We start from the raw sequence: 21,813 nt of genomic DNA, 5'->3' as shown, positions 1-21,813 counted from the left end.
AGGATCAGCCCTCGAAGACTTCGGGGACCTCGGGCGCGGCGCGGGTCAGCCAGTCGGGCACCGGCAGCGACTTGGCGCGCAGGAAGTCCGGGTTGAAGAGTTTGGTCTGGTAACGCGTGCCGTAGTCGCACAGCACCGTCACGATCCTGTGACCCGGCCCCATCTCGCGCGCCATGCGGATCGCGCCCGCCACGTTGATTCCCGAGGACCCGCCAAGGCACAGCCCCTCTTCCTTCAGCAGGTCGAACAGGATCGGCAGCGCCTCGGCATCGGGGACGCGCCAGCTGAAATCGGGCGTGAAGCCTTCCAGGTTGGCGGTGATCCGTCCTTGGCCGATGCCCTCGGTGATCGAGCTGCCGGGCGCGTCGAACTGGCCGGTGGTGTAATAGGCGTGCAGCGCCGCGCCCTCGGGATCGGCCAGGGCGATCTTCACGCCCTTGGGCTGCAGCGCCTCGGCCACCCCGGCCAGCGTGCCGCCCGAGCCCACGGCGCAGGTGAAGCCGTCCACCTTGCCGTCGGTCTGTTCCCAGATCTCGGGGCCGGTGGTCTCGAAATGGGCCTGGCGGTTTGCCACGTTGTCGAACTGGTTGGCCCAGATCGCGCCGTTCGGTTCGGTCCTGGCCAGCGCCTCGGCCAGCCGGCCGGAATAGCGCACATAGTTGTTGGGGTTCTTGTAGGGCGCCGCCGGCACCTCGACCAGCGTGGCGCCGGCCAGGCGCAGCATGTCCTTCTTTTCCTGGCTCTGCGTCTCGGGGATCACGATCACGCTGCGGAACCCCATCGAGGCCCCGACCAGCGCCAGCCCGATGCCGGTATTGCCCGCCGTGCCCTCGACGATGGTGCCGCCGGGGCGCAATTCGCCCCGCGCCACCGCGTCGCGAATGATATAGAGCGCGGCGCGGTCCTTGACCGACTGGCCGGGATTCATGAACTCGGCCTTGCCGAGGATCTCGCAGCCCGTCTCCTCGCTGGCGCGTTTGAGCCGGATCAACGGCGTGTTGCCGATAGCGGCAGCAAGATCAGAGCAGATACGCATGGCGGCCGACCTTCCCTTCGGGATGTTCCTTTAACGGCCTTACCTACACATGCCCGAGCGGCAGGGGCAAGCCCGGCCACCCTCAGCCCCCGGCTTCCGCCCGCAGCCTTTCCGCCTCGCGATCCAGCCACAGCGCCAGCATCACCAGCGGCCCGTTGCTGATCTGCCCCGCCAGCACCATCCGGGTCAGCTCGGCGCGATCCAGCAGATGGCCGCGAATGTCCTCGGTCTCGCCGTCCAGCCCATGCACGCCGGCGCTGTCGTCGGGCAGGTCGGCGATTCCCACGAACATGTAGAGGAATTCGGTCACGGCGCCGGGGCTGGGATAGTGGTGCAGCGCGGGGAAAAGCCGCCGGACACGCAGGTCGGCCTCCTCCGGCGCCTCGCGGCGGGCGGCCTCCTCGACCGTCTCGCCCGCATCGACGCGGCCCGCGACCGCCTCCAGCAGCCAGGGCTGCGGATCGTGGCGCATGGCCGGACCCATGCGGAACTGCTCGACCAGCAGCACCCGGTCGCGGACGGGATCCCAGGGCAGCACGACCACCGCATCGCCCATGACGAAGCCCTCGCGCCGGACCTCGGGCGTGAAGCCGCCGGCATGGGTGCGATGGGACAACCGCCATTCCTCGACCGCGAAATAGCCCGCGAAGGGTTCGCGCCGCCCATGCAGGCGGATGTCGTCCCTGCCCCGCAGCGGAACCAGATCGCCGCCCGAGGGCACCGATCCCCGCGCCCGCATCCGGCTTTCGGCCCAGACCCCGATCATCGGCAGCCGCCGCGCAATCAGCCCGGCAGGCCGGTCCATCGGCGCCTCCAGGATCAGCCGCGCGATCTCGGCCGCCAGGTCCGGCAGCCAATCTGCCGCGTCCCAGTCGGGCGCATCGCCCTGCCCCGGCGTGGCGCCCGGCACCTGCCCCTCGGGGCGCGGCAGCACCCGCAGGTCCATCACCTCGCCGTAGCGGGCAAGCGCCGGCGTGATCCGCGCCTCGATCGCCGGCAAGGTCCCCTCCGCCTCGGTCAGGACCGGCCAGCCGCCGGCATCGATCCCGGCGCGCGCGCCGCCCGTCAGCCGCCCCGCCAGCACCGTCTCGCGCCCGTCCACGGCCAGCACCGCCCGCAAGGCCGGATGGGCCAGCGGGCCGACCAGAAGAAGTTTCCTCACAGATCGCGCCCCTGAAGCTGCCGTGCCGCCGCCATTCCCATCTCGCGCGAGGTCTGCGCGAAAAGCTGGTCGAACCCCGCGAACATCGCCACCGACAGCGCCTGCCCCGCATCCGAGACGGCGAAGGCGATGTACTCCTCGATCTCCGCGTCGCTCAGCGGCGACAGCGCCAGCATCAGATAGGCGCGCATCCAGCCCTCGGTCTCGGCGCGGATCTCGGGCTCCTGCGCCCAGGCATCGGCCAGGATCTGCGCCTCGGGCACCGTGACCGGATAGCCGCCGCCCGCGTCGAAGCCGCGCGCGAAGGCCACCGCGGCATTCATCGCGCCGGCGACGTTCATCTCGATCAGGTCGGCGGCCTCGACCAGCCGGTCGATCTGCGCGGCGCGCGGCGCCTGCTGGCGCGTGGCGGTTATGACGGCGTTGCGCGCATCCTCCTCGGCCCCCTCGTCCAGCATCGCCCGCCGGGCCGAGCTTTCCAGCCCGACCAGCCGCCGCCCCAGCCCGGTTTCGTAGAATGCCACGCTTTCCCCCAGCAGCGCCGGCTCCACATCGCGAATCGCCCGCTCCAGCGCCTCGCGGAAGATCGAGGCCATCCGCTCGGGCGCATGGATCGCCTCGACGCTGGCCAGCCAGCCGTCGCCCCCCGGCCCCGCCGGTCCCAGGTCCAGCCCGGCGGCCTCGGCCAGGACCTCCTCGCGCATGATTTCCATCAGTTCCGGCATCCGCAGGCTGTCCCAGAGCCGGTCTTCCAGCGGCCCGGCCTCGGCCAGCGGCGCGGGTTCCTGCGCCTGCTGCGCCACGCCCGCAGGCGGCAGAAGCATGGCCAGAGCGCCCAGAAGGCAGATCAGTCGAAGCATCGGCGCCCCTTTCGCAATCCGCCCCGATTTTTCTGCGAAACCCCCTTGCACTTCAACCCTCACCCCTCTAAATCCCCGCCTCACCACCCAGAAAGCGCGGAGAGGTGCCGGAGTGGTCGAACGGGGCGGTCTCGAAAACCGTTGAGCCTTCACGGGTTCCGTGGGTTCGAATCCCACCCTCTCCGCCATTCCTCGCTGATCTTGAACGATGAATCTTGCGGACGGTCCTGCGGCCGGCATGCCGATTGCCGCCGGGTCCAGCGCCCTGCCCCGAAACGCCGAAGCATCTAGTCCCGCGCCTCGTTGCGCAGTGCCGCCAGCGCGGCCTGGACCTTGGGCGTGCGGTGCAGGTCGACATGGGTGACCAGCCACAGCCGCGATTCCCATTCCGGCAGCGCCAGCGCCTTGACCAGCCCCTCGGCGCGGTCGGCGGGCAGCCAGCCAAGCGCCAGGCCGGCGCGGATCACCGCCTCGCGCGCGTCGGAATCATTGCTGACCAGCAGGACGTTTTCGGGCGTGATCCGGTCGCGCAGCCAGCGCATGTGCGGCGCCCCGCGCCCCTCGGCGCCGGGCAGCACGAAGCGGTGGCCCGAAAGGTCCTCGACAGGGCCATGCGCCTCCAGATAGCCGGGCGCGGCATAGAGGTGATATTCGTTCCGCTCCATCGGCAGGACGACGTAATCGGGCTCGGTCGGCTGCGCGCCGGCGCGGATGGCCAGATGCGCCTCGCCCGCGTCCAGCCGGAACAGCCGCGGATCGGTCAGATAGCGCAGCCGCAGCCCCGGATGGCGCCGCATCAGCCCGATCAGGCGCGGCATCACCCGCCCGGCCAGTTCCGGCAGCGAGGTCACGATCAGCTCGCCCTCGATCCGGTCGCCAACCCCGGCGATCTGCGCCGCCATCTGGGCGAAACGCTCGTCCGCCTGCTCGGCCGCCTTCAGCAGCGCCTGCCCCGCCTCGGTCAGCGCATAGCCGCGCGGATGGCGCTGGAACAGCCGCGCCCGCAATTGCGCCTCGAGCGCGTCGATGCGCCGGATCACCGTCGCATGATGCACGCCAAGCGCCTCGGCCGCGCCGCTGACCGTGCCGCTGCGCGCCACCGCCAGCGCGGTGCGTATGTCGTCCCAGCTTTCCAGTGGCATGTGCATCCTTGCACAGTGATTGCGCATTTATCGCCATTCCGTTCGGCCATGCAAGGCCCTAGATCTGTCGCCGAAAGATATTCCCAAACACACCACGCGGAAAGACGCCAATGAACATCCTGCATATCGACAGCGCCATCACCGGCGACGCCTCGGTCTCGCGCAAGCTGACGGCAGATATCGTCGCGCGGCTGAAAGCCGCCAATCCCGATGCGACCACGACCTATCGCGACCTGAACAAGGGCGTGCCCGCCATCGACACCGCCTGGTTCCAGGCCGTCCGCGTGGCGCCTGAAAGCCCCACCGAGGCGCAGCAGGCGCTGATCGACGTCTCGGACGCCTATCTGAAAGAGGTGCAGGATGCCGACGTGCTGGTGATCGGCCTGCCGGTCTACAATTTCACCCTGACCGCGCAGCTGAAGAACTGGCTGGACCAGATTTCCCGCGCGGGCGTCAGCTTCCGCTATACCGAGGCCGGCCCCGAGGGGCTGCTGAAGGGCAAGCGCGCGATCATCGCCTATGCGGCGGCGGGCACGCCCTTCGGGTCGGACCTGGACCATGCCTCGGGCTATCTGCGCCACATGCTGGGTTTCCTGGGCATCACCGACGTGACCTTCGTGCCCGCCGACCGGCTGGCCTTCGACCGCGATGCCGGCCTGGCCCGCGCGCAAGAGGCGCTGGAACAGATCGCCGCCTGAACGCGGACCGACAAAAGGAACGGCCTTCGTTGACTCGGGGGCCGTTTTTTCGTATCAGCCACCGGATTCCCGGAAGGACGACCCTTCCGGTCCCCGTCACATGCGGGGATCGCCCCCCGTCAGCGCGTCGCGCCCACGGGGGCGACAGCCTATTGGACCCGAAGGAGGCCCGGCCATGTTCGAGAACCTTTCCGACCGTCTGGGCCGCGTCTTCGACCGGCTGACCAAGCAGGGCGCCCTGTCCGAGGAGGACGTCACCGCCGCCATGCGCGAGGTGCGCGTGGCGCTGCTGGAGGCCGATGTCTCGCTGCCGGTGGCGCGCAGCTTCGTGAAATCGGTGACGCAGAAGGCCACCGGAAGCGCCGTCACCAAGTCGATCACCCCCGGCCAGCAGGTCGTGAAGATCGTCCATGACGAGCTGATCAAGGTCCTGCAGGGCGAGGACGAGCCCGAGGCGCTGCGGATCGACAACCCGCCCGCGCCGATCCTGATGGTCGGGCTTCAGGGCTCGGGCAAGACCACCACCACCGCCAAGCTGGCGAAACGGCTGAAGGACCGCGAGAAGAAGCGCGTGCTGATGGCCAGCCTCGATACCCAGCGGCCGGCGGCGATGGAGCAGCTGGCGATCCTGGGCCAGCAGATCGGCGTCGACACCCTGCCGATCGTGCCCGGCCAGACGGCGGTGCAGATCGCGCAGCGCGCGAAGCAGCAGGCGGCGCTTGGCGGCTATGACGTCTACATGCTGGACACCGCCGGGCGGCTGCATATCGACGAAGTGCTGATGAACGAGGTCCAGGCGGTCCGCGACGTCGCGAACCCGCGCGAGACGCTGCTGGTCGTCGACGGGCTGACCGGCCAGGACGCGGTGAACGTGGCGACCGAATTCGACGGCAAGGTCGGCATCTCGGGCGTGGTGCTGACCCGGATGGACGGCGACGGGCGCGGCGGCGCGGCGCTGTCGATGCGCGCCGTCACCGGCAAGCCGATCCGCTTCGTCGGCCTGGGCGAGAAGATGGACGCGCTGGAGGGCTTCGACGCAAGCCGCGTCGCCGGCCGCATCCTGGGCATGGGCGACATCGTGGCCCTGGTCGAGAAGGCGCAGGAGGTGCTGGAGGTCGAGCAGGCCGAGCGCATGATGAAGCGCTTCCAGAAGGGGTTGTTCAACATGAACGACCTGAAGGGCCAGCTGGAACAGATGCAGAAGATGGGCGGCATGCAGTCGATCATGGGCATGATGCCCGGCATGCAGAAGATGGCCAAGCAGGCCGAGGCCGCCGGCATGGACGACAGCGCCATCCGCCGCCAGATCGCGCTGATCAACTCGATGACCAAGAAGGAACGCGCCAATCCCGCGATCCTGCAGGCCAGCCGCAAGAAGCGCATCGCGGCGGGGGCGGGCATGGACGTGGCCGAGCTGAACCGCCTGCTGAAGATGCAGAAGCAGATGGCCGACACGATGAAGAAGCTGGGCAAGATGGGCAAGGGCGGGATGCTGAAGCAGGCCATGCGCGCCATGACCGGCAAGGGCGGCGGGCTGCCCGACCTGGAGAACATGGACCCCGCGAAGATGGCCGAGGCCACGAAGATGCTGCAGGACCCCAAGGGCCTGGGCGGACAGCTGGGCAAGGCCGGGCTGCCCGGCGGGTTGTCGGGCATGTTCGGCAAGAAGTAGGACCCGATGCGCGACGCCTCCCCTGCCCTGACGCTGAACGCGCCGGTCCTGACGACCGGGCGGCTGGTGCTGCGCGCGCCCCATGCCGGCGACTGGCCGCATTGGCGCGACTTCCACCTGTCGGACCGCGCGAGCTTCATCGGCGGCGGCCCTGATCTGACCCCGGCGCTCAGCTGGCGGGCCTTCGGCCATGTCATCGGCCATTGGGTGCTGCGCGGCTGGGGCATCTTCGTCTTCACCCGGCAGGGCGACGACACCCCGCTTGGCGCGACCGGCCCCTGGTTCCCTGAAGGCTGGCCCGAACACGAGATCGGCTGGACCGTCTGGACCCCCGAGGCCGAGGGCAAGGGCTATGCCTTCGAGGCCGCCCAGGCCGCCCGCGCCCATGCCCGCGACGTTTTGGGCTGGGACAGCATCGTCAGCTATATCCATCCCGACAATGCCCGCTCGATCGCGCTGGCGCGGCGGCTGGGCGCGACCCGCGACGACGATGCCCCGGTGCCATACCCGGACCAGCCCTGCCTCGTCTTCCGCCATCCCGCCCGCCCCGTCCCGCCCGCCAAGGAGCCCCGGCATGAGTGATCCCGCCGCCCGCGCCGCCGCCCTGCTGAAGGACCACCGCGCCAGCATCGACCGGCTGGACGCGATCCTGGTCTATACCCTTGCGGAACGCTTCAAGCATACCCAATCCGTCGGCCGCCTGAAGGCCGAACACGACCTTCCGCCCTCCGATCCCGCGCGTGAATCGCAACAGATCGAACGGCTGGAACGCCTCGCGCGCGAGGCCGATCTGGACCCGGAATTCGCGCGCAAATTCCTCAATTTCGTGATCGCCGAAGTCATCCGGCATCACGAGAGCTACCAGGCCTGAGGCTGCGCGGAAACGCAGCATCACACCGCCATTTCAAAGGAGAAGAACAAATGGCCATGAAGATCCGTCTCGCCCGTGGCGGCAGCAAGAAGCGCCCCCATTACGCCATCGTCGCATCCGATTCGCGCATGCCGCGCGACGGCCGCTTCCTGGAGAAGCTGGGCACCTACAACCCGCTGCTGCCCAAGGACAGCGAGGACCGCGTGAAGATGAACATCGAGCGCGTGCAGTACTGGCTGGGCCAGGGCGCGCAGCCCACGGACCGCGTCGCCCGCTTCCTGGAAGCCGCCGGCATCAAGGAAAAGGCCGAGCGCAAGAACCTGAAGAAGGCCGAGCCGGGCGACAAGGCGAAGAAACGCGCCGAGGAGAAGGCCGCCAAGGCCGCCGCCCCGGCCGAGGAAGCCGCCGAGTAATCCTGCCGCGGAACGGCTGGCGGGGCACGTTCCCGCCGGTCCTCTCGGGCTTGCGAGGAAGCGCATGGCAACAGATCGGATCTGCGTCGGAGCCATCGCCGGAGCCTTCGGCGTCCGGGGCGAGGTGCGGCTGAAAAGCTTCTGCGCCCAGCCCGCCGACATCGCCGGCTATGGCCCGCTGACGACCGAGGACGGCAAGCGCGCCTTCACGGTCAGGCTGACCCGCCCGGTGACGGGGGGCCTTGGCGCGCGCCTGTCGGGCGTGGCCACGCGCGAGGATGCCGAGGCCCTGCGCGGCACCACGCTCTGGGCGCCGCGCGAGGCCCTGCCCTCGCTGCCCGACGACGAATTCTACCATGCCGACCTGATCGGGCTGGAGGTCGTGGATCCCGGCGGGCAGCTGCTGGGCCGGGTCCGCGCCATCTTCGATCACGGCGCGGGCGACATCCTGGAGGTCGTGGGCGGCAAGCAGGTGCTGCTGCTGCCCTTCACCCGCGCCGTGGTGCCGACCGTCGACCTGGCCGCGGGCCGCATCGTCGCCGACCCGCCCGGTTCGGACGAATGACCGGCGACACCCCCAAGCCGGAGGCGTCGAAATCCCACGGCCGCCTGTCGATCAGCGCCAGCCTGCGCCCGCGCGAACTGATGGCCGAACCGCAGGTCGCCGGCGCCTGGACCGCCAGCGTCGTCACCCTGTTCCCCGAGGCCTTTCCCGGCATCCTCGGCCTGTCGCTGACCGGCCGGGCGCTGGCGCAGGGGCTGTGGAACCTGCGCACCATCCCGCTGCGCGACTTCGGCCTGGGCAAGCATCGCAATGTCGACGACACGCCCGCCGGCGGCGGCGCGGGCATGGTGATCCGCGCCGATGTCATGGACGCCGCGCTGCGCGAGGCCCGCCAGGGCCCGCCCTGCCCGGTCATCTGCATGTCCCCGCGCGGCCGGCCGCTGACCCAGGCGCGCGCGCGCGCGCTGGCCGAGGGCCCCGGCGTCACGCTGATCTGCGGCCGTTTCGAGGGCATCGACCAGCGCGTCCTGGACGCCCACGGGGTCGAGGAAATCAGCATCGGCGACTATGTCCTGACCGGCGGAGAGATCGCGGCTCAGGTCTTGATCGACGCGACGGTCCGGCTTATACCGCGCGTGCTGGGGAATCAGGATTCGCTGGCCGAGGAATCCTTTTCCATCGGCAACCGGGGTCTTCTGGAAGCCCCCCAGTACACGAAGCCCGCCCAATGGGAAGGCCGCGAGATCCCGGAGGTTCTGCTGTCCGGCAATCACGCGGCCATTTCTGCCTGGCGGGCGCAACAGGCCGAAAGGCTGACCAAGGAACGCCGCCCCGACCTGTGGCGGGCATATGAGGACAGCCTTCGGGCGGCCTCTATGGACCCGGCAAAGGACCGACAGCTCTCGGGCGCATCAGACCAATCGCGGAGCTACCGCGAGCATGACAAGGAACCGAAGCGATGAACCTGATCGCAGAACTGGAAGCCGAGCAGATCGCCGAGCTTGGCAAGACCATCCCCGACTTCAAGGCGGGCGACACCGTGCGCGTCGGCTACAAGGTGACCGAGGGCACCCGGTCGCGCGTGCAGAACTATGAAGGCGTCTGCATCTCGCGCAAGGGCGGCAACGGCATCGGCGCCAGCTTCACCGTCCGCAAGATCAGCTTCGGCGAGGGCGTGGAGCGCGTCTTCCCGCTCTACTCGACCAATATCGATTCGATCGAGGTCGTCCGCCGCGGCAAGGTCCGCCGCGCCAAGCTGTATTACCTGCGCGACCGTCGCGGCAAATCGGCCCGTATCGCCGAAAAGACCAACTACCGTCCCAAATCCGACGCGAACGCTTAAGGAGGTCGCGAGATGAAGAAAGAGACCCATCCCGACTACCACCTGATCGAAGTCAAGATGACCGACGGGACCACCTATCAGACCCGCTCGACCTGGGGGTCCGAAGGCGACACCATGTCGCTGGACATCGATCCGACCTCGCACCCCGCCTGGACCGGCGGCTCGGCCAAGCTGATGGATACCGGCGGCCGCGTGTCGAAGTTCAAGTCGAAATATGCCGGCCTGGGCTTCTGATCGCCCCGGAAACCGGAATTCGGATTTCGGAACGCCGCCCCTCTCGGGCGGCGTTTCCTTTTGAATCGCCGTCAGATGTCCGCGTTCAGCAGCCGGAAGACCGCCAGGCGGCCCGCACCATCGGCGTCCCCGACGCCTGACGCCACCGCCCTCACGCTCTCGCCCCTCGCACTCCTTAAAAATACCTTCGGGGGTCGCCGGCCGGGACGCCACCGGTTCGAGAACCGGCCGGCGACGGGGCAGACAGCCCCCGGCCTTCGCCAGCCTCCGCAGGCCCCGTTCAGGCCGCCGCCGCCCCCGGTTCGACCAGCGCCACGATATCCATCATGATCGTGTTCAGCTGGAAATCCTTCGGCGTATAGACCCGCGCCACGCCCATCGACAGCAGGCGCCGGGCATCCTCGTCGGGGATGATGCCGCCGACGATCACCGGCACCCCGCCCAGCCCCGCCTCGCGCATCCGGCCCATCAGCTCCTCGATCAGCGGCAGGTGGCTGCCCGACAGGATCGACAGGCCGACGACATGGGCGTCCTCCTCCTGGGCGCGGGCGACGATCTGCTCGGGCGTCAGGCGGATCCCCTCATAGGTGATGTCCATGCCGCAGTCGCGGGCGCGGAAGGCGATCTGCTCGGCGCCGTTGGAATGGCCGTCCAGGCCCGGCTTGCCGACCACGAATTTCAGCCGCCGCCCCAGCCGGGCGCTGACCGCATCGACCGCCTCGCGGATCGGCTCCAGCCCCTCGGTCCGGTTCGACGGGCTGGCGGATACGCCGGTCGGCCCGCGATATTCGCCGTGGACAGCCCGCATCACCCCGGCCCATTCGCCGGTCGTGACCCCCGCCTTCGCCGCCGCGATCGAGCTGGGCATGATGTTCTCGCCCTTCTGCGCAGCCAGGCGCAGCGCGGCCAGCGCCGCCGCGACGGCCGCCTCGTCGCGCGCCTCGCGCCACGCCCGAAGCCGGGCGACCTGGTCCTCCTCGACCGCCGGGTCGACAACCATGATCCCGCCATCGCCCGAGACCAGCGGCGAGGGCTCGCCCTGCTGCCAGCGGTTCACGCCGACCACGACGGTCTCGTTCGCCTCGATCCGGTTCAGCCGCGCGGCATTCGATTCGACCAGCCGCGACTTCATGTAGTCGATCGAGGCGATCGCCCCGCCCATCTCGTCCAAGAGCTTCAGCTCGGCCCGCGCGCCCTCCTTCAGCTCGGCCACCTTGGCCGCCACCGCCAGATTGCCGTCGAACAGGTCGCCATATTCCAGAAGGTCGGTCTCATAGGCGACGATCTGCTGCATCCGCAGCGACCATTGCTGGTCCCAGGGCCGCGGCAGGCCAAGCGCCTCGTTCCAGGCGGGCAGCTGCACCGCCCGCGCCCGCGCATTCTTCGACAGCGTCACCGCCAGCATCTCCAGCAAAATCCGGTAGACGTTGTTTTCCGGCTGCTGCTCGGTCAGGCCCAGGCTGTTGACCTGCACGCCATAGCGGAAGCGGCGGTATTTCGGATCCTCGATCCCATAGCGGTCGCGGGTGATCTCGTCCCACAGCTCGGTGAAGGCGCGCATCTTGCACATCTCGGTGACGAAGCGGATGCCCGCATTCACGAAGAAGCTGATCCGCCCGACCATCTCGGGGAAGCTTTCCGGCGGCACCTTGCCCTTCAGGTCGTCCAGCACCGCGATCGCGGTGGCCAGCGCATAGGCCAGCTCCTGCTCGGGCGTCGCGCCGGCCTCCTGCAGGTGATAGGAACAGACGTTCATCGGGTTCCATTTCGGCAGGTGCTGGCGCGTATAGGCCGCCACGTCGGTGATCATCGCCAGGCTGGGCTTGGGCGGGCAGATATAGGTGCCGCGCGACAGGTATTCCTTGATCAGGTCGTTCTGGACCGTGCCCTGCAGCTTGCCGACATCCGCCCCCTGCTCCTCGGCCACCGCGATATAGAGCGACAGGAGCCAGGGCGCCGTCGCGTTGATCGTCATCGAGGTGTTCATCTGCTCCAGCGGGATCTGCTCGAACAGCGCCCGCATGTCGCCCAGGTGGCAGACCGGCACGCCGACCTTGCCGACCTCGCCGCGCGACAGGACATGGTCGCTGTCATAGCCGGTCTGCGTCGGCAGATCGAACGCCACCGACAGGCCGGTCTGCCCCTTGGCGAGGTTGCTGCGATACAGCGCATTCGACTTCTCGGCGGTCGAGTGCCCCGCATAGGTGCGGAACAACCAGGGTTTGTCCTTCTCGGCCATCTGACACCCTCGAAACAATCTTTCAGCAGGCAGATCGTTACCGAAATAATGATGCGCCGTCAATTCGCCGCAGCGCGGCAATCCGCCGGCACGTCCCGGCGGCGGTTACGCCGGCACCCTGGGCAGCGCCGCCGGCCGGGCTGCCCCCTTTGCACGCAGGCCAAGCACGAGCAGCCGCGTGCCCGACCAGCGCATTGCAAGCATGTGCAGGGCCACGGGCAGCGCGATCCCCAGGGCCGTGCCGGCCAGCACATGGATTGCCAGCGAATCGACATCGAGCCGCTCCAGCACCCGCCGCGACGCCGATGTCGCCAGGATGTGATACAGATAGATCGTCAGCGAACAGGCGCCCAGCCATTGCAACCGGCCCAGGCGCGGCAGCAGCAGGAAGGCCGCGACGCAGGCCCCGCCGCCGAACAGCAGGCTTTGCAGATCCAGCCGCTCGAAAGAGAAGGCCCCCGTCGCCCGCAATGTCGCGATGTTCATCGCAAGTCCCGCGCCCATCGCCAGCAAAGCCAGCAGCAGCACCGCCCGACCATGCCGCCGCAGCAGGGCATGATGGCGGACGAAAGCCACGCCCAGCAGCATGTAGGCCAGCAGATGGGTCACGCGATCGGCGGCCATCAGGTCGCTGTCGAAGCCCAGGCCCAGGGCCACCGCCGCCATCGACAGCACCAGCGCCGGCAGAAGCACCCGGCCCCGGCTGAGAATGTCCGCGCTGCCATAGACGGCGAAGATCAGCAGCATCGCCTGGAGGAACCAGAAGATCGCATAGTGCCGGAAATAGGCCTCCCAGACGCGCCCGCCCATCATGTCCTCGGACCCCATCAGCTGGGCCATCGCCAGGAATACCGTGATCGCGGTCACGCCGGGCAGCGCCAGGCGCCGCAGCTTGCCGGTCAGGAAGGCCGGCAATTGCCGCGGCTCGACCGGGCGCAGCGCATAGACCACGCCGGCGATGAAGGCGAAAAGCGGCATTCGCAGATCGATCAGAAGGTCGGCATAGAGCCGCAGGCCATGGGGATAGGGGACATTCAGCCCGCGCCCGCCCTCGCCGCCGCCGATGACGTGGAAGCTGACCAGGATGGCGATGGCCAGCGCCCTGGCGGTCTCGACGGGAAGGTCCGGGCGGGGGTCCCGCGCCGGTGCGACGGCATCGCCCTGCGACATTCCAATTCTCCGATACTTTTGACACGGGCAACAGCGGAACCGATTCGCGTCGCATCTAGCGGCGGCGGATCCGCCCCGGCAAGGTCCGGTCTGCCGCCATGGGCAGGCGGCAGCACGCCGCGGCCCGGCACAATTCCGCTGCGCTGCGGCTAGAAAAACCGCCTCATCTGTAACGATTGGGTCATATTATTGCGCATGAATGCCCCTTGCCTATTGCAATATTGCGCAACGAAAGTTAGCACGGCGCAGGATACCCGGCGATTCTGCGCCGCGGCACAAGCATGGAGAAGCTGATGGCCCTCGACGCACCGACCCCGATCGCGCCCTACGAGGCGCCCCAGAAGGACCTCTACGAGATCGGCGAAATGCCGCCCCTGGGCCATGTGCCCCGGCAGATGCACGCCTGGGCGATCCGCCGCGAACGCCATGGAGAGCCCGACAAGGCCATGCAGCTGGAGGTCGTGGACGTCCCCGAGATCGACAGCAACGAGGTGCTGGTCCTGGTGATGGCGGCGGGCGTCAACTACAACGGCATCTGGGCGGGCCTCGGCCAGCCGATCAGCCCCTTCGACGGCCATGGCGCGGAATATCACATCGCGGGGTCGGACGCCTCGGGCATCGTCTGGGCCGTCGGCAGCAAGGTCAAGCGCTGGAAGGTCGGCGACGAGGTGGTGATCCACTGCAACCAGGATGACGGCGACGACGAGCATTGCAACGGCGGCGATCCGATGCATTCGCCCAGCCAGCGCATCTGGGGCTACGAGACGCCCGACGGCAGCTTCGCGCAGTTCACCCGTGTCCAGGCCCAACAGCTGATGCCGCGCCCGCGCCACCTGACCTGGGAGGAATCGGCCTGCTACACGCTGACCCTGGCCACCGCCTACCGGATGCTGTTCGGGCACGAGCCGCACGAGTTGAAGCCGGGCATGAACGTGCTGGTCTGGGGCGCCTCGGGCGGGCTTGGCTCCTATGCGATCCAGCTGATCAACGCGGCGGGCGGCAACGCCATCGGCGTCATCAGCGAAGAGGACAAGCGCGATTTCGTCATGGGGCTGGGCGCCAAGGGCGTCATCAACCGCAAGGAATTCAGCTGCTGGGGGCAATTGCCCAAGGTGAACACCCCGGAATACAAGGAGTGGTTCACCGAGGCGCGCAAGTTCGGCAAGGCGATCTGGGACATCACCGGCAAGGGCAACAATGTCGACATCGTCTTCGAGCATCCGGGCGAGGCGACCTTCCCGGTCTCGACCCTGGTCTGCAAGAAGGGCGGCATGGTGGTGATCTGCGCCGGCACCACGGGCTTCAACTGCACCTTCGACGTGCGCTACCTGTGGATGCACCAGAAGCGCATCCAGGGGTCGCATTTCGCGCATCTGAAACAGGCCAGCGCCGCCAACCAGCTGATGCTGGAACGCCGCCTGGACCCCTGCATGTCCGAGGTCTTCCCCTGGGCCGAGATCCCGCAGGCGCATATGAAGATGTACAAGAACCAGCACAAGCCGGGCAACATGTCGGTGCTGGTCCAGGCCCCGACCACCGGGCTGCGCACCTTCGAGGACGCGCTGGAAGCCGGGCGGCGGTGATCCTGCAACATTGCGAATTTCGGAGGGGCCGCGGGAAATCGCGGCCCGTTCTGCTGCGCCCGCCATCCTGCCGCCACGCAAATCCCCTTCGCTTTGCCCGCCTGCCGCGCTAGACCGGGAGCATGACCGGCCAGCTTCCCCTTTCCGAACCGAATACCGCCGCCGACAAGGGGCGCACGGCCCCGCAACTGTCGCCCGACCAGGCCGAGGCCTGGGATGCGCTGGCCGAGACCTTTGCCGGGGCCGGGATCGACCTGGTGGCCGAGGAGATCAGCCCGCCGCGGCCCGGCAAGGGCCGGGTCATGGCGGTGATCGGCAAGGCGGGGTCCGGCAAGACGCTGCTGCTGTCGGAAATCACCCGCGCCCTGCGCGAGGCCGGGGTCGATGTCATCAGCGCCGATTACGAGGGCCGCAAGCGGCGCGACCGCCGCACCGTCGCCATCCTGGCGCCGACGAACAAGGCCGCCTTCGTGCTGCGCACCCGCGGCGTGCCGGCGACGACGATCCACCGCATCCTCTACAGCCCGGTCTATGACCCGGAATACGAGCGCATCGCCGAATGGCTGGCCGGCGAAGGGCCGCGGCCGACCACCGACTCGCTGCTGCAGGCGGGGCTGACGGACGAGGCGCTGGACCGCGCCAAGGCCTTCTACGACCAGCACGCCTCGATCCCCGGCGCCCTGGCGGCGGCGGGGCTGCGCGGCTCGGATTTCATCCGGGGCTGGAAACGGCGCGAGGACGGGCTGGATGTCGGGCTGATCGACGAGGCCTCGATGCTGGACGAGCGGCAGTTCGACGACCTGCGCGAGATCTTTCCGGTGCTGGTGCTGTTCGGCGATCCGGCGCAGCTGGCCCCGGTCGGGCAATCGGGCGAGATGGTCTTCGACCGGCTGGCCGCCGGCCAGCGGCTGATCCTGAACCGCGTCCACCGGCAGGCGGACGACAGCCCGATCCTGGACCTGGCCCATGCGCTTGGCGACGAGGCCCTGGATTTCGACGGGTTCGAGCGGCTGGTCCGCCAGGCCGCCGCCCGCGATCCCCGCGTCGTCTGGGCCGAGCGCGTGGAAAGCGACCTGATGGCGCGCAGCCCGGTGCTGGTCTGGCGCAATGCGACGCGGATCCGGCTGATCCACGCATTCCGCGCCGCCCATGGCGCGCCGGGCGATGCGCTGCTGCCGGGCGAGCCGCTGGTCTGCGACGGGCTGGAGCTGCCGCTGAAGCACCGCAAGAAGCGCATCGACCTGGAGGCGCGCGGGCTGATCAAGGGTGCGCAGGTGGTCTATCTGGGGCCGGGCCGCAAGCCGGGCTTCTCCCGCCTGCACGTGATCGGCGCCGAGGAGCCGCGCCTGTCCGCCGCCAGCATCGTCAAGATCGAGCAGCCGGGCCAGGAGGAGCCCTTCATCCCCTATGCCGCCCGCATGGGCGCGGCCTTCCTGCATGGCGCGGCGGTGACGATCCACAAGGCGCAGGGCTCGCAATGGCCCGATGTACAGGTCTTCGGCCCCGACATCTCTGCCGCCGCCTGGTCGAACCGCAGCGAGGCCGGGGTGCCGCTGTGGAAACGCCTGGCCTATGTCGCCATCACCCGCGCGCAGGAACGGCTGCTGTGGGTGACGAAGGCGCGGCTGGCGCGGCCCTCGGGCGGGCTGGCGACCGACGACCTGGAGGCGCCCGCCGCCGCGCTGGCGCTGGAGGCGGAAGACGAGTGATCCGGCGCCGCGCGGCGATCTGCGTCCCGCGAAAGCCGGGGGACTTCACGTCCCCCGGACCCCCTGTGAGGTATTTTCAAGGAGTGCGAGGGGCGCGTGCAGCAGGGGCGGCGGCGTCAGGCGGCGGGGCCGGGGCTGCCGGAAAGGCGGGCGCGGTGCTGCCTGATCCAGGCATCGGCGCTGCCGAGGAAGGTCCGGTGAAGCTGGCTGCGCTCCACCGCCGTGCTCATCAGCATTCCCATCCGCATCGGGCGCGGATTGCCGGAGAGCGGGATGAAGCGAAGCGGCCGGCCGTCCGGGGCCAGGTCGTTCAGGGGCCGGACATTGACGATGGAATAGCCGAAGCCGTTGGCGACCAGGCTGCGCATCACCGCCATGTCGCGCGTCCGCTCGGCGATATTGGCGCGCAGGTCCTGCTGGCTGAAGAAGGACAGGAAATAATCCGCGCTGAGCGGCAGGTCCAGAAGCACCATCGGATGGGGCGCCAGCTCCTCGACCGAGACCTCGGGCAGATGGCCCAGGGGGTGGTCCTCGCCGATCGCCACCAGCGGCGGCAGTTCCAGCATCGGGAAGAATTTCAGGTCGCCCGGCAGGTCCAGGTCATAGGTCAGTGCCAGGTCGACCCGCGCTTGGCGCAGCAGGCTGAACAGCTCGGCCTGGTCGGCCTCGATCTGCGAGATGCGGACCTCGGGATAGGCGTCGACGAAGCTGCGCCTCAGCCCCGGCAGGACCACCTGCGCGAAGCTGCTGAGGCAGCCGATCAACAGCGGCCCGCGGACCGAGCCCGACAGCTCGCCCGCCAGGTCGCGCAGCGCCGCCGCCTGCCGCAGCACCAGCTGCGCCTGGTCCAGAAGCTTGCGCCCGGCAAGCGTCGGGGTCAGGCCCTGCGCGTGGTGGCGGACGAACAGCTGGACGCCCAGCTCTTCCTCGAGATGCGAGACGCCCGCCGAGATCGAGGGGGGCGAGACATTGACCTGCTGGGCCGCCGCGACGATGCTGCCCGCCTCGCCGACCGCCACCAGATATTCCAGCTGCCGCAGGGTATAGCGAAGAGGCATCGTCCTGGTCCTTCCGCCCGCCCGGATCCCGCACCCGGCGCGCCGGGCCGCAGCCGGGAACGCTAAGGGAAAGACCGGGCCGGGGCAAGGCGGCCGGCGGGGGCCCCATCATTCGTCGCGCGTCACTCGTCGCCCGGCACGCCGTAGGAGGGGGCGGCGCGCGGGTCCAGCGCGCGCTGGACATAGGCGTCGATCTGCGGCTTGTAGACCTGCCAGGCCGTGGCGACGGCCTCGATCGGGCAATCCTCGGTCCAGTCGCAGCGCAGGTCCGCGATGGGCCAGTCGAGCTTGTCGACGATCTTCATGCCCGCCGAATGGATCGGCCCGGCCTCGCCGCCCGCCGCGAGGCCGGCGCGCATGGCAGCGATCAGCCGGTCGCCCAGATGTCCGGTCGCGCCCAGGAAGCCGTCCACGATGGCCTGCGGCACGTCGCCGTTGGCCAGCAGGTTCCCGCCCGAGGCGACGTTTTCGTCCTGCGCCTGCGTCCAGATGCCAAGCGAGTTCGGCCCGGAATGGATCGCGGTTCCGCCCGCCCGGTCCACCGCCAGGACCTGCCGGTAGTCGACGAACCGGGCCTGCCTGACGATTTCGGCCACTGCGCCAGCGGCCGTCATCCCGCCTGCCATCAGATCCAGCGCCATCGGCCCGAGCCGCGGGTCCGTCACGTTCTGCGAGGCGACCGCGCCGACCCCCGCGCGGGCATGGGCGCAGCGCGCCGCGACCGCCGGGGAAGACGAGGCGACGGCGATTCCGAACATGCCGGTCCGGGGGCAGCGGGCGACGAGGGAAAAGGTCATGGCATCAGTCCGGGATGACCGCGGTGCCGTCGATCTCGACCAGCCATTCCGGCCGGGCCAGCGCCGAGACGACCAGCCCGGTCGAGACCGGATGCACGCCGCGGATATATTCGCCCATCGTCCGGTAGACCGCTTCCCGGTGGCGGATGTCGGTGATGTAGACCACGACCTTCACCAGATGCTCCATCCGGCCGCCCGCCTCCTCGATCAGCTGGCGGATGTTCTGCATGACCTTGTGGGTCTGTTCGACCGGGTCGTGGCTGTCGATGTTCCTGGCATCGTCCAGGCTCTGCGGGCACTGGCCGCGCAGCCAGACGATCCTGCCGCCCTGCGTGACCACGGCCTGGCAGAGATCGTTGTCCAGGCTCTGCTCGGGATAGCTGTCGCGGGTGTTGAACTTGCGGATGCGGGTATGGGCCATCGTGGTCTCCTGCTGGGGCGGGCGGGCGTGAAAGGAAGGTCCGGCCTATCGCTGCGCGACATGGGCATGATCGGGCCGGTTCGGCCGGGCCTGCGACGGGGGCCGATAGGCCAGGTATCCGCGCTGGATGGCGATCTGTTCGGCCAGGTGCCGGGCATCGTGCCAGACCCCCCAGATGAAGCTGGAGCCGCGGCGCGACTGCCAGGGCAGGCCCAGGAAATAGATGCCCGGCTCGGTCGAGACGCCGCGCTGGTGGATCGGGCGGCCGCCTTCGTCGAAGGCGTCGACCTTCATCCAGCCGTAGTCGGTCGAAAAGCCCGTCGCCCAGATGACGGTGGCGATCCCGGCCGCCGCCGGGTCCAGCGCGCGGATCGGATCGCGGATGCATTCCGCATCGGGAGGGCGCCGCCGCGCCTCGGGCTCCTCGGGCAGGTCCAGGCCGTTCCGGGCGACATAGGCGTCGGCCTCGTCCAGCAGCCCGTCGTGATTGGCGTCGCCATCGGCGAGATTGGCCACCAGATCGCCCGCGAAGGCCAGCAGGCCGTCCCGCCAAGCCTCGGTGCGGCCCAAGAGGGTGATCCCCTGCCGCGCCAGCCGGCGGAAGTCGATCGTCTCGCCGCCGCGCGCGCCGCTGACGGCGATGGTGACATGTTCGGTCCCCGGCGCGGGCGCAGGCATGTCCCACTTGCCCAGCACGCCCAGCCACCAGCAGAAATCCCGCCCGCGATAGGACCGCGGCGGGCGGTCATGCGGCCCGACTGACAGATAGACCCGGCGGCCGGCCCGCATCAGCTCGTCCGCGATCTGCACGCCCGAGGAGCCCGCGCCGACCACCAGCACCGCGCCCGCCGCAAGCTGGCCGGGGTTGCGATAGTCGCTGGAATGGATCTGCACCAGGCCCACGCCTTCGGGGATTACCGGCGGGATGACCGGCTTCTGGAACGGCCCGGTCGCGGCGACGACGCGCAGCGCCTCGATCACGCCCTCCGAGGTCTGCACCCGGAAACCCTGCCGGCCCTCCAGCCGCCGGACCTGCTGGACCTCGACGCCGGTGCGCACGGGGGCCTCGATCCGCCTTGCATAGGCCTCCATGTAGCCCGCGACCAGGTCCTTCGAGGGGAAATCGTCGGGGCCGACGCTGGGGTCGATCTCGTCAAAGCTCATGCCGGGGAAGCGGTCATGCCAGGCGGGGCCGTTCGCGACCAGCGAATCCCACCGCGCGGTGCGCCAGCGTTCGGCGATCCGGTCGCGTTCCAGCACCAGATGCGGGATGCCGCCTGCCGTCAGATGCTCGCTCATCGCCAGCCCGGCCTGGCCGGCCCCGATCACCAGAGTGTCAATTCCTTCAACCCGCATCACCTGTTCCCTTGTCGGCCTCCACGCCCATGCGGCGGAAGGCGGCGGTCCTGGACACCGGGTTTAATCGAGCCGCGATCCGCCGGAACATTACGTTCTGGCGTTGCATTGGTTAGGCTGTTCCTAAGCGGCGGCGCGTGCCGAAATGACGCATCGACAACGGCAGGGTTCGCGCCAGTTTCACCCGGTCGGTTTGCAGAGGGGATCACGATGTCGGCAGAGCGCGAAACCAGCATGGCGGTGACCAGGGGGCTGCGGAACCGTTGCCCGGCCTGCGGCAAGGGGCAACTGCTGCGCGGCTACCTGGCCGTCCCCGCCGAATGCGAGATCTGCAAGGCGCCCCTGGGCCGCTATCCGGCGGCGGACGGGCCGGCCTTCTTCGCGATGACGATCATGCTGCTGTTGCTGATCCCGCTGATCGGCTTCACCTGGGTGATCTTCCGGCCGTCGCCGGTGATGCTGCTGGTCATCACCACGGCCGTCACCACGGTGCTGACCTTGCTGCTGCTGCGCCTGGTGAAGGGCGCCTTCATCGGCTATCTGTGGGCCAAGGACGAACAGGATCGCGGCGCCTGAACCGCGGCGCCCCCCCGGAGCCTATTCCGGGACCAGCCCCCTGCGCTCGACCACCAGCCGCGCCAGCGCGGCCGAGGCGATGCGGGCGTTCAGCGGATCGGACCGCGAATTCAGCACGATGGGCACCCGCGCGCCCAGAACCAGCCCGGCGGCGGTCGCGCCGGCGAAATAGATCAGCTGCTTGGCCAGCATGTTCCCGGCCTCCAGATCGGGGACCAGCAGCACGTCGGCATGGCCGGCCACCGGGGACACGATGCCCTTGGTCGCCGCCGCCTCGGGGCTGATGGCATTGTCGAAGGCCAGCGGCCCGTCCACGTCGGCGCCGGTGATCTGGCCGCGCATCGCCATCACCGTCAGCGCGGCGGCGTCCAGCGTCGCGGGCATCGAGGAATTCACCGTCTCGACCGCCGCCAGCACCGCGACCTTGGGCCGCTCCAGCCCCATCAGGCGCAGCAGGTCGATGGCGTTCTGGCAGATGTCGCGCTTGTGATCCAGCGTCGGGATGATGTTCACCGCCGCGTCGGTGACGATCAGCGGCTTGCCATAGGCGGGCACGTCCATCGCGAAGACATGGCTGATGCGCCTTTCGGTGCGCAGCCCGGAATCGCGGGCGATCACCGCGCCCAGCAATTCGTCCGTGTGCAGGCTGCCCTTGACCAGGATCGAGACCCGCCCGGACACCGCCAGCTCTGCCGCGCGGGCGGCGGCGGCGTGGCTGTGCTCGGTCGGCTCGATGGCGATGCCGTCCAGCGACAGCCCGGCCTCGTCGGCGGCGGTGCGGATCTTCGCCTCGGGGCCGATCAGCAGCGGCTCCAGCAGCCCCTCGTCGCGGACCTCGATCGCGCCCTGCAGCGCCGCCCTGGAACAGGGATGGACGATCCCGGCCGGTGCCGCGGGCAGGGCGCGCGCCTTGGCGATGAAGCGCGCGTAAAGGTTGGGGCCGTCGCCCGAGGGTTTCTGGATCAGCAT

Annotated in this window: 23 protein-coding genes and 1 tRNA gene; 13 read left to right on the top strand and 11 right to left on the bottom strand. The window is 69.3% G+C overall.

Annotation, left to right across the window (positions count from 1 at the left end):
- Window positions 1–4: 4 nt before the first annotated feature.
- From C9E82_RS19450 to C9E82_RS19440, 3 genes are all read right to left on the bottom strand, one after another.
- Window positions 5–1,036 carry a cysteine synthase A gene (locus tag C9E82_RS19450; RefSeq protein ID WP_119900459.1) on the bottom strand — a complete coding sequence of 344 codons (1,032 nt, stop codon included), beginning with the start codon at window positions 1,034–1,036 and terminating at the stop codon, window positions 5–7.
- An 82-nt stretch (window positions 1,037–1,118) separates the two neighbouring features.
- Complete coding sequence (locus C9E82_RS19445; RefSeq protein ID WP_119900460.1) at window positions 1,119–2,198, bottom strand: NUDIX domain-containing protein; 1,080 nt, start codon at window positions 2,196–2,198, stop codon at window positions 1,119–1,121.
- Window positions 2,195–3,058 carry a DUF2059 domain-containing protein gene (locus tag C9E82_RS19440; protein ID WP_119900461.1) on the bottom strand — a complete coding sequence of 288 codons (864 nt, stop codon included), beginning with the start codon at window positions 3,056–3,058 and terminating at the stop codon, window positions 2,195–2,197. Before C9E82_RS19440 ends, C9E82_RS19445 begins: the two co-directional genes overlap by 4 nt.
- Window positions 3,059–3,156: 98 nt before the next feature.
- On the opposite strand from C9E82_RS19440, the gene C9E82_RS19435 reads away from it, so the two are divergent.
- Window positions 3,157–3,246 (top strand) — tRNA-Ser (locus C9E82_RS19435).
- 99 nt (window positions 3,247–3,345) lie between these two features.
- Here the strand turns inward: C9E82_RS19435 and C9E82_RS19430 are convergent.
- A complete protein-coding gene (locus C9E82_RS19430) occupies window positions 3,346–4,200 on the bottom strand; it encodes a LysR family transcriptional regulator (protein ID WP_119900462.1) in 855 nt (284 codons plus the stop codon).
- Between the two features lie 110 nt (window positions 4,201–4,310).
- On the opposite strand from C9E82_RS19430, the gene C9E82_RS19425 reads away from it, so the two are divergent.
- The 9 genes from C9E82_RS19425 (at window position 4,311) to rpmE (ending at window position 9,935) form a co-directional block, all read left to right on the top strand.
- Window positions 4,311–4,898: an FMN-dependent NADH-azoreductase gene (locus C9E82_RS19425; protein WP_119900463.1), complete on the top strand. Its 588-nt coding sequence runs from the start codon at window positions 4,311–4,313 to the stop codon at window positions 4,896–4,898.
- A 175-nt stretch (window positions 4,899–5,073) separates the two neighbouring features.
- Window positions 5,074–6,570, top strand: a complete 1,497-nt coding sequence (ffh, locus tag C9E82_RS19420; protein ID WP_119900464.1) for a signal recognition particle protein — start codon at window positions 5,074–5,076, stop codon at window positions 6,568–6,570.
- A 6-nt stretch (window positions 6,571–6,576) separates the two neighbouring features.
- A complete protein-coding gene (locus C9E82_RS19415; RefSeq protein WP_122449367.1) occupies window positions 6,577–7,152 on the top strand; it encodes a GNAT family N-acetyltransferase in 576 nt (191 codons plus the stop codon).
- Window positions 7,145–7,441 carry a chorismate mutase gene (locus C9E82_RS19410; protein ID WP_119900845.1) on the top strand — a complete coding sequence of 99 codons (297 nt, stop codon included), beginning with the start codon at window positions 7,145–7,147 and terminating at the stop codon, window positions 7,439–7,441. The genes C9E82_RS19415 and C9E82_RS19410 overlap by 8 nt, the downstream gene beginning before the upstream one ends.
- Before the next feature lie 50 nt (window positions 7,442–7,491).
- On the top strand, window positions 7,492–7,854 hold the full coding sequence (gene rpsP, locus C9E82_RS19405) for a 30S ribosomal protein S16 (protein WP_119900844.1): 363 nt from the start codon (window positions 7,492–7,494) through the stop codon (window positions 7,852–7,854).
- A gap of 64 nt (window positions 7,855–7,918) precedes the next feature.
- Window positions 7,919–8,419 (top strand): ribosome maturation factor RimM, encoded by a 501-nt coding sequence (gene rimM / locus C9E82_RS19400; RefSeq protein ID WP_119900843.1) that lies wholly within the window; start codon window positions 7,919–7,921, stop codon window positions 8,417–8,419.
- A complete protein-coding gene (gene trmD, locus C9E82_RS19395; RefSeq protein WP_119900842.1) occupies window positions 8,416–9,321 on the top strand; it encodes a tRNA (guanosine(37)-N1)-methyltransferase TrmD in 906 nt (301 codons plus the stop codon). Before rimM ends, trmD begins: the two co-directional genes overlap by 4 nt.
- Complete coding sequence (gene rplS, locus C9E82_RS19390; protein ID WP_119900841.1) at window positions 9,318–9,701, top strand: 50S ribosomal protein L19; 384 nt, start codon at window positions 9,318–9,320, stop codon at window positions 9,699–9,701. Before trmD ends, rplS begins: the two co-directional genes overlap by 4 nt.
- 12 nt (window positions 9,702–9,713) lie before the next feature.
- On the top strand, window positions 9,714–9,935 hold the full coding sequence (gene rpmE, locus C9E82_RS19385) for a 50S ribosomal protein L31 (protein WP_119900840.1): 222 nt from the start codon (window positions 9,714–9,716) through the stop codon (window positions 9,933–9,935).
- A gap of 280 nt (window positions 9,936–10,215) precedes the next feature.
- Here rpmE and C9E82_RS19380 read toward each other — a convergent pair whose 3' ends face one another.
- Entirely contained in the window at window positions 10,216–12,255 is a 2,040-nt protein-coding gene (locus C9E82_RS19380; RefSeq protein ID WP_420849866.1) for a methylmalonyl-CoA mutase family protein, read from the bottom strand.
- 24 nt (window positions 12,256–12,279) lie between these two features.
- Window positions 12,280–13,344 (bottom strand): acyltransferase family protein, encoded by a 1,065-nt coding sequence (locus tag C9E82_RS19375; RefSeq protein ID WP_119900838.1) that lies wholly within the window; start codon window positions 13,342–13,344, stop codon window positions 12,280–12,282.
- A gap of 293 nt (window positions 13,345–13,637) precedes the next feature.
- On the opposite strand from C9E82_RS19375, the gene ccrA reads away from it, so the two are divergent.
- Both ccrA and C9E82_RS19365 read left to right on the top strand, forming a co-directional pair.
- Window positions 13,638–14,927, top strand: a complete 1,290-nt coding sequence (gene ccrA, locus C9E82_RS19370; protein ID WP_119900846.1) for a crotonyl-CoA carboxylase/reductase — start codon at window positions 13,638–13,640, stop codon at window positions 14,925–14,927.
- A gap of 122 nt (window positions 14,928–15,049) precedes the next feature.
- Window positions 15,050–16,636 carry an ATP-dependent DNA helicase gene (locus tag C9E82_RS19365; RefSeq protein ID WP_119900837.1) on the top strand — a complete coding sequence of 529 codons (1,587 nt, stop codon included), beginning with the start codon at window positions 15,050–15,052 and terminating at the stop codon, window positions 16,634–16,636.
- A gap of 116 nt (window positions 16,637–16,752) precedes the next feature.
- Here the strand turns inward: C9E82_RS19365 and C9E82_RS19360 are convergent, their stop codons facing one another.
- The 4 genes from C9E82_RS19360 to C9E82_RS19345 all read right to left on the bottom strand — a co-directional run bounded on the left by C9E82_RS19360 (window position 16,753) and on the right by C9E82_RS19345 (window position 20,268).
- Window positions 16,753–17,694, bottom strand: a complete 942-nt coding sequence (locus C9E82_RS19360) for a LysR substrate-binding domain-containing protein (RefSeq protein WP_122449366.1) — start codon at window positions 17,692–17,694, stop codon at window positions 16,753–16,755.
- A 122-nt stretch (window positions 17,695–17,816) separates the two neighbouring features.
- Window positions 17,817–18,491: a DUF1028 domain-containing protein gene (locus C9E82_RS19355; RefSeq protein ID WP_119900859.1), complete on the bottom strand. Its 675-nt coding sequence runs from the start codon at window positions 18,489–18,491 to the stop codon at window positions 17,817–17,819.
- Window positions 18,492–18,495: 4 nt separating this feature from the next.
- Entirely contained in the window at window positions 18,496–18,912 is a 417-nt protein-coding gene (locus tag C9E82_RS19350; RefSeq protein WP_119900858.1) for a RidA family protein, read from the bottom strand.
- A 45-nt stretch (window positions 18,913–18,957) separates the two neighbouring features.
- Complete coding sequence (locus tag C9E82_RS19345; protein WP_119900857.1) at window positions 18,958–20,268, bottom strand: flavin-containing monooxygenase; 1,311 nt, start codon at window positions 20,266–20,268, stop codon at window positions 18,958–18,960.
- A 210-nt stretch (window positions 20,269–20,478) separates the two neighbouring features.
- On the opposite strand from C9E82_RS19345, the gene C9E82_RS19340 reads away from it, so the two are divergent.
- Window positions 20,479–20,844, top strand: a complete 366-nt coding sequence (locus C9E82_RS19340) for a DUF983 domain-containing protein (RefSeq protein WP_119900856.1) — start codon at window positions 20,479–20,481, stop codon at window positions 20,842–20,844.
- A gap of 21 nt (window positions 20,845–20,865) precedes the next feature.
- Here C9E82_RS19340 and C9E82_RS19335 read toward each other — a convergent pair whose 3' ends face one another.
- Window positions 20,866–21,813 carry a bifunctional enoyl-CoA hydratase/phosphate acetyltransferase gene (locus C9E82_RS19335; RefSeq protein WP_119900862.1) on the bottom strand — a complete coding sequence of 316 codons (948 nt, stop codon included), beginning with the start codon at window positions 21,811–21,813 and terminating at the stop codon, window positions 20,866–20,868.

Source organism: Paracoccus sigandri (assembly GCF_003709565.1).
GTDB lineage: Bacteria > Pseudomonadota > Alphaproteobacteria > Rhodobacterales > Rhodobacteraceae > Paracoccus > Paracoccus siganidrum.
This window is presented reverse-complemented; position numbering and strand designations above follow the sequence as displayed.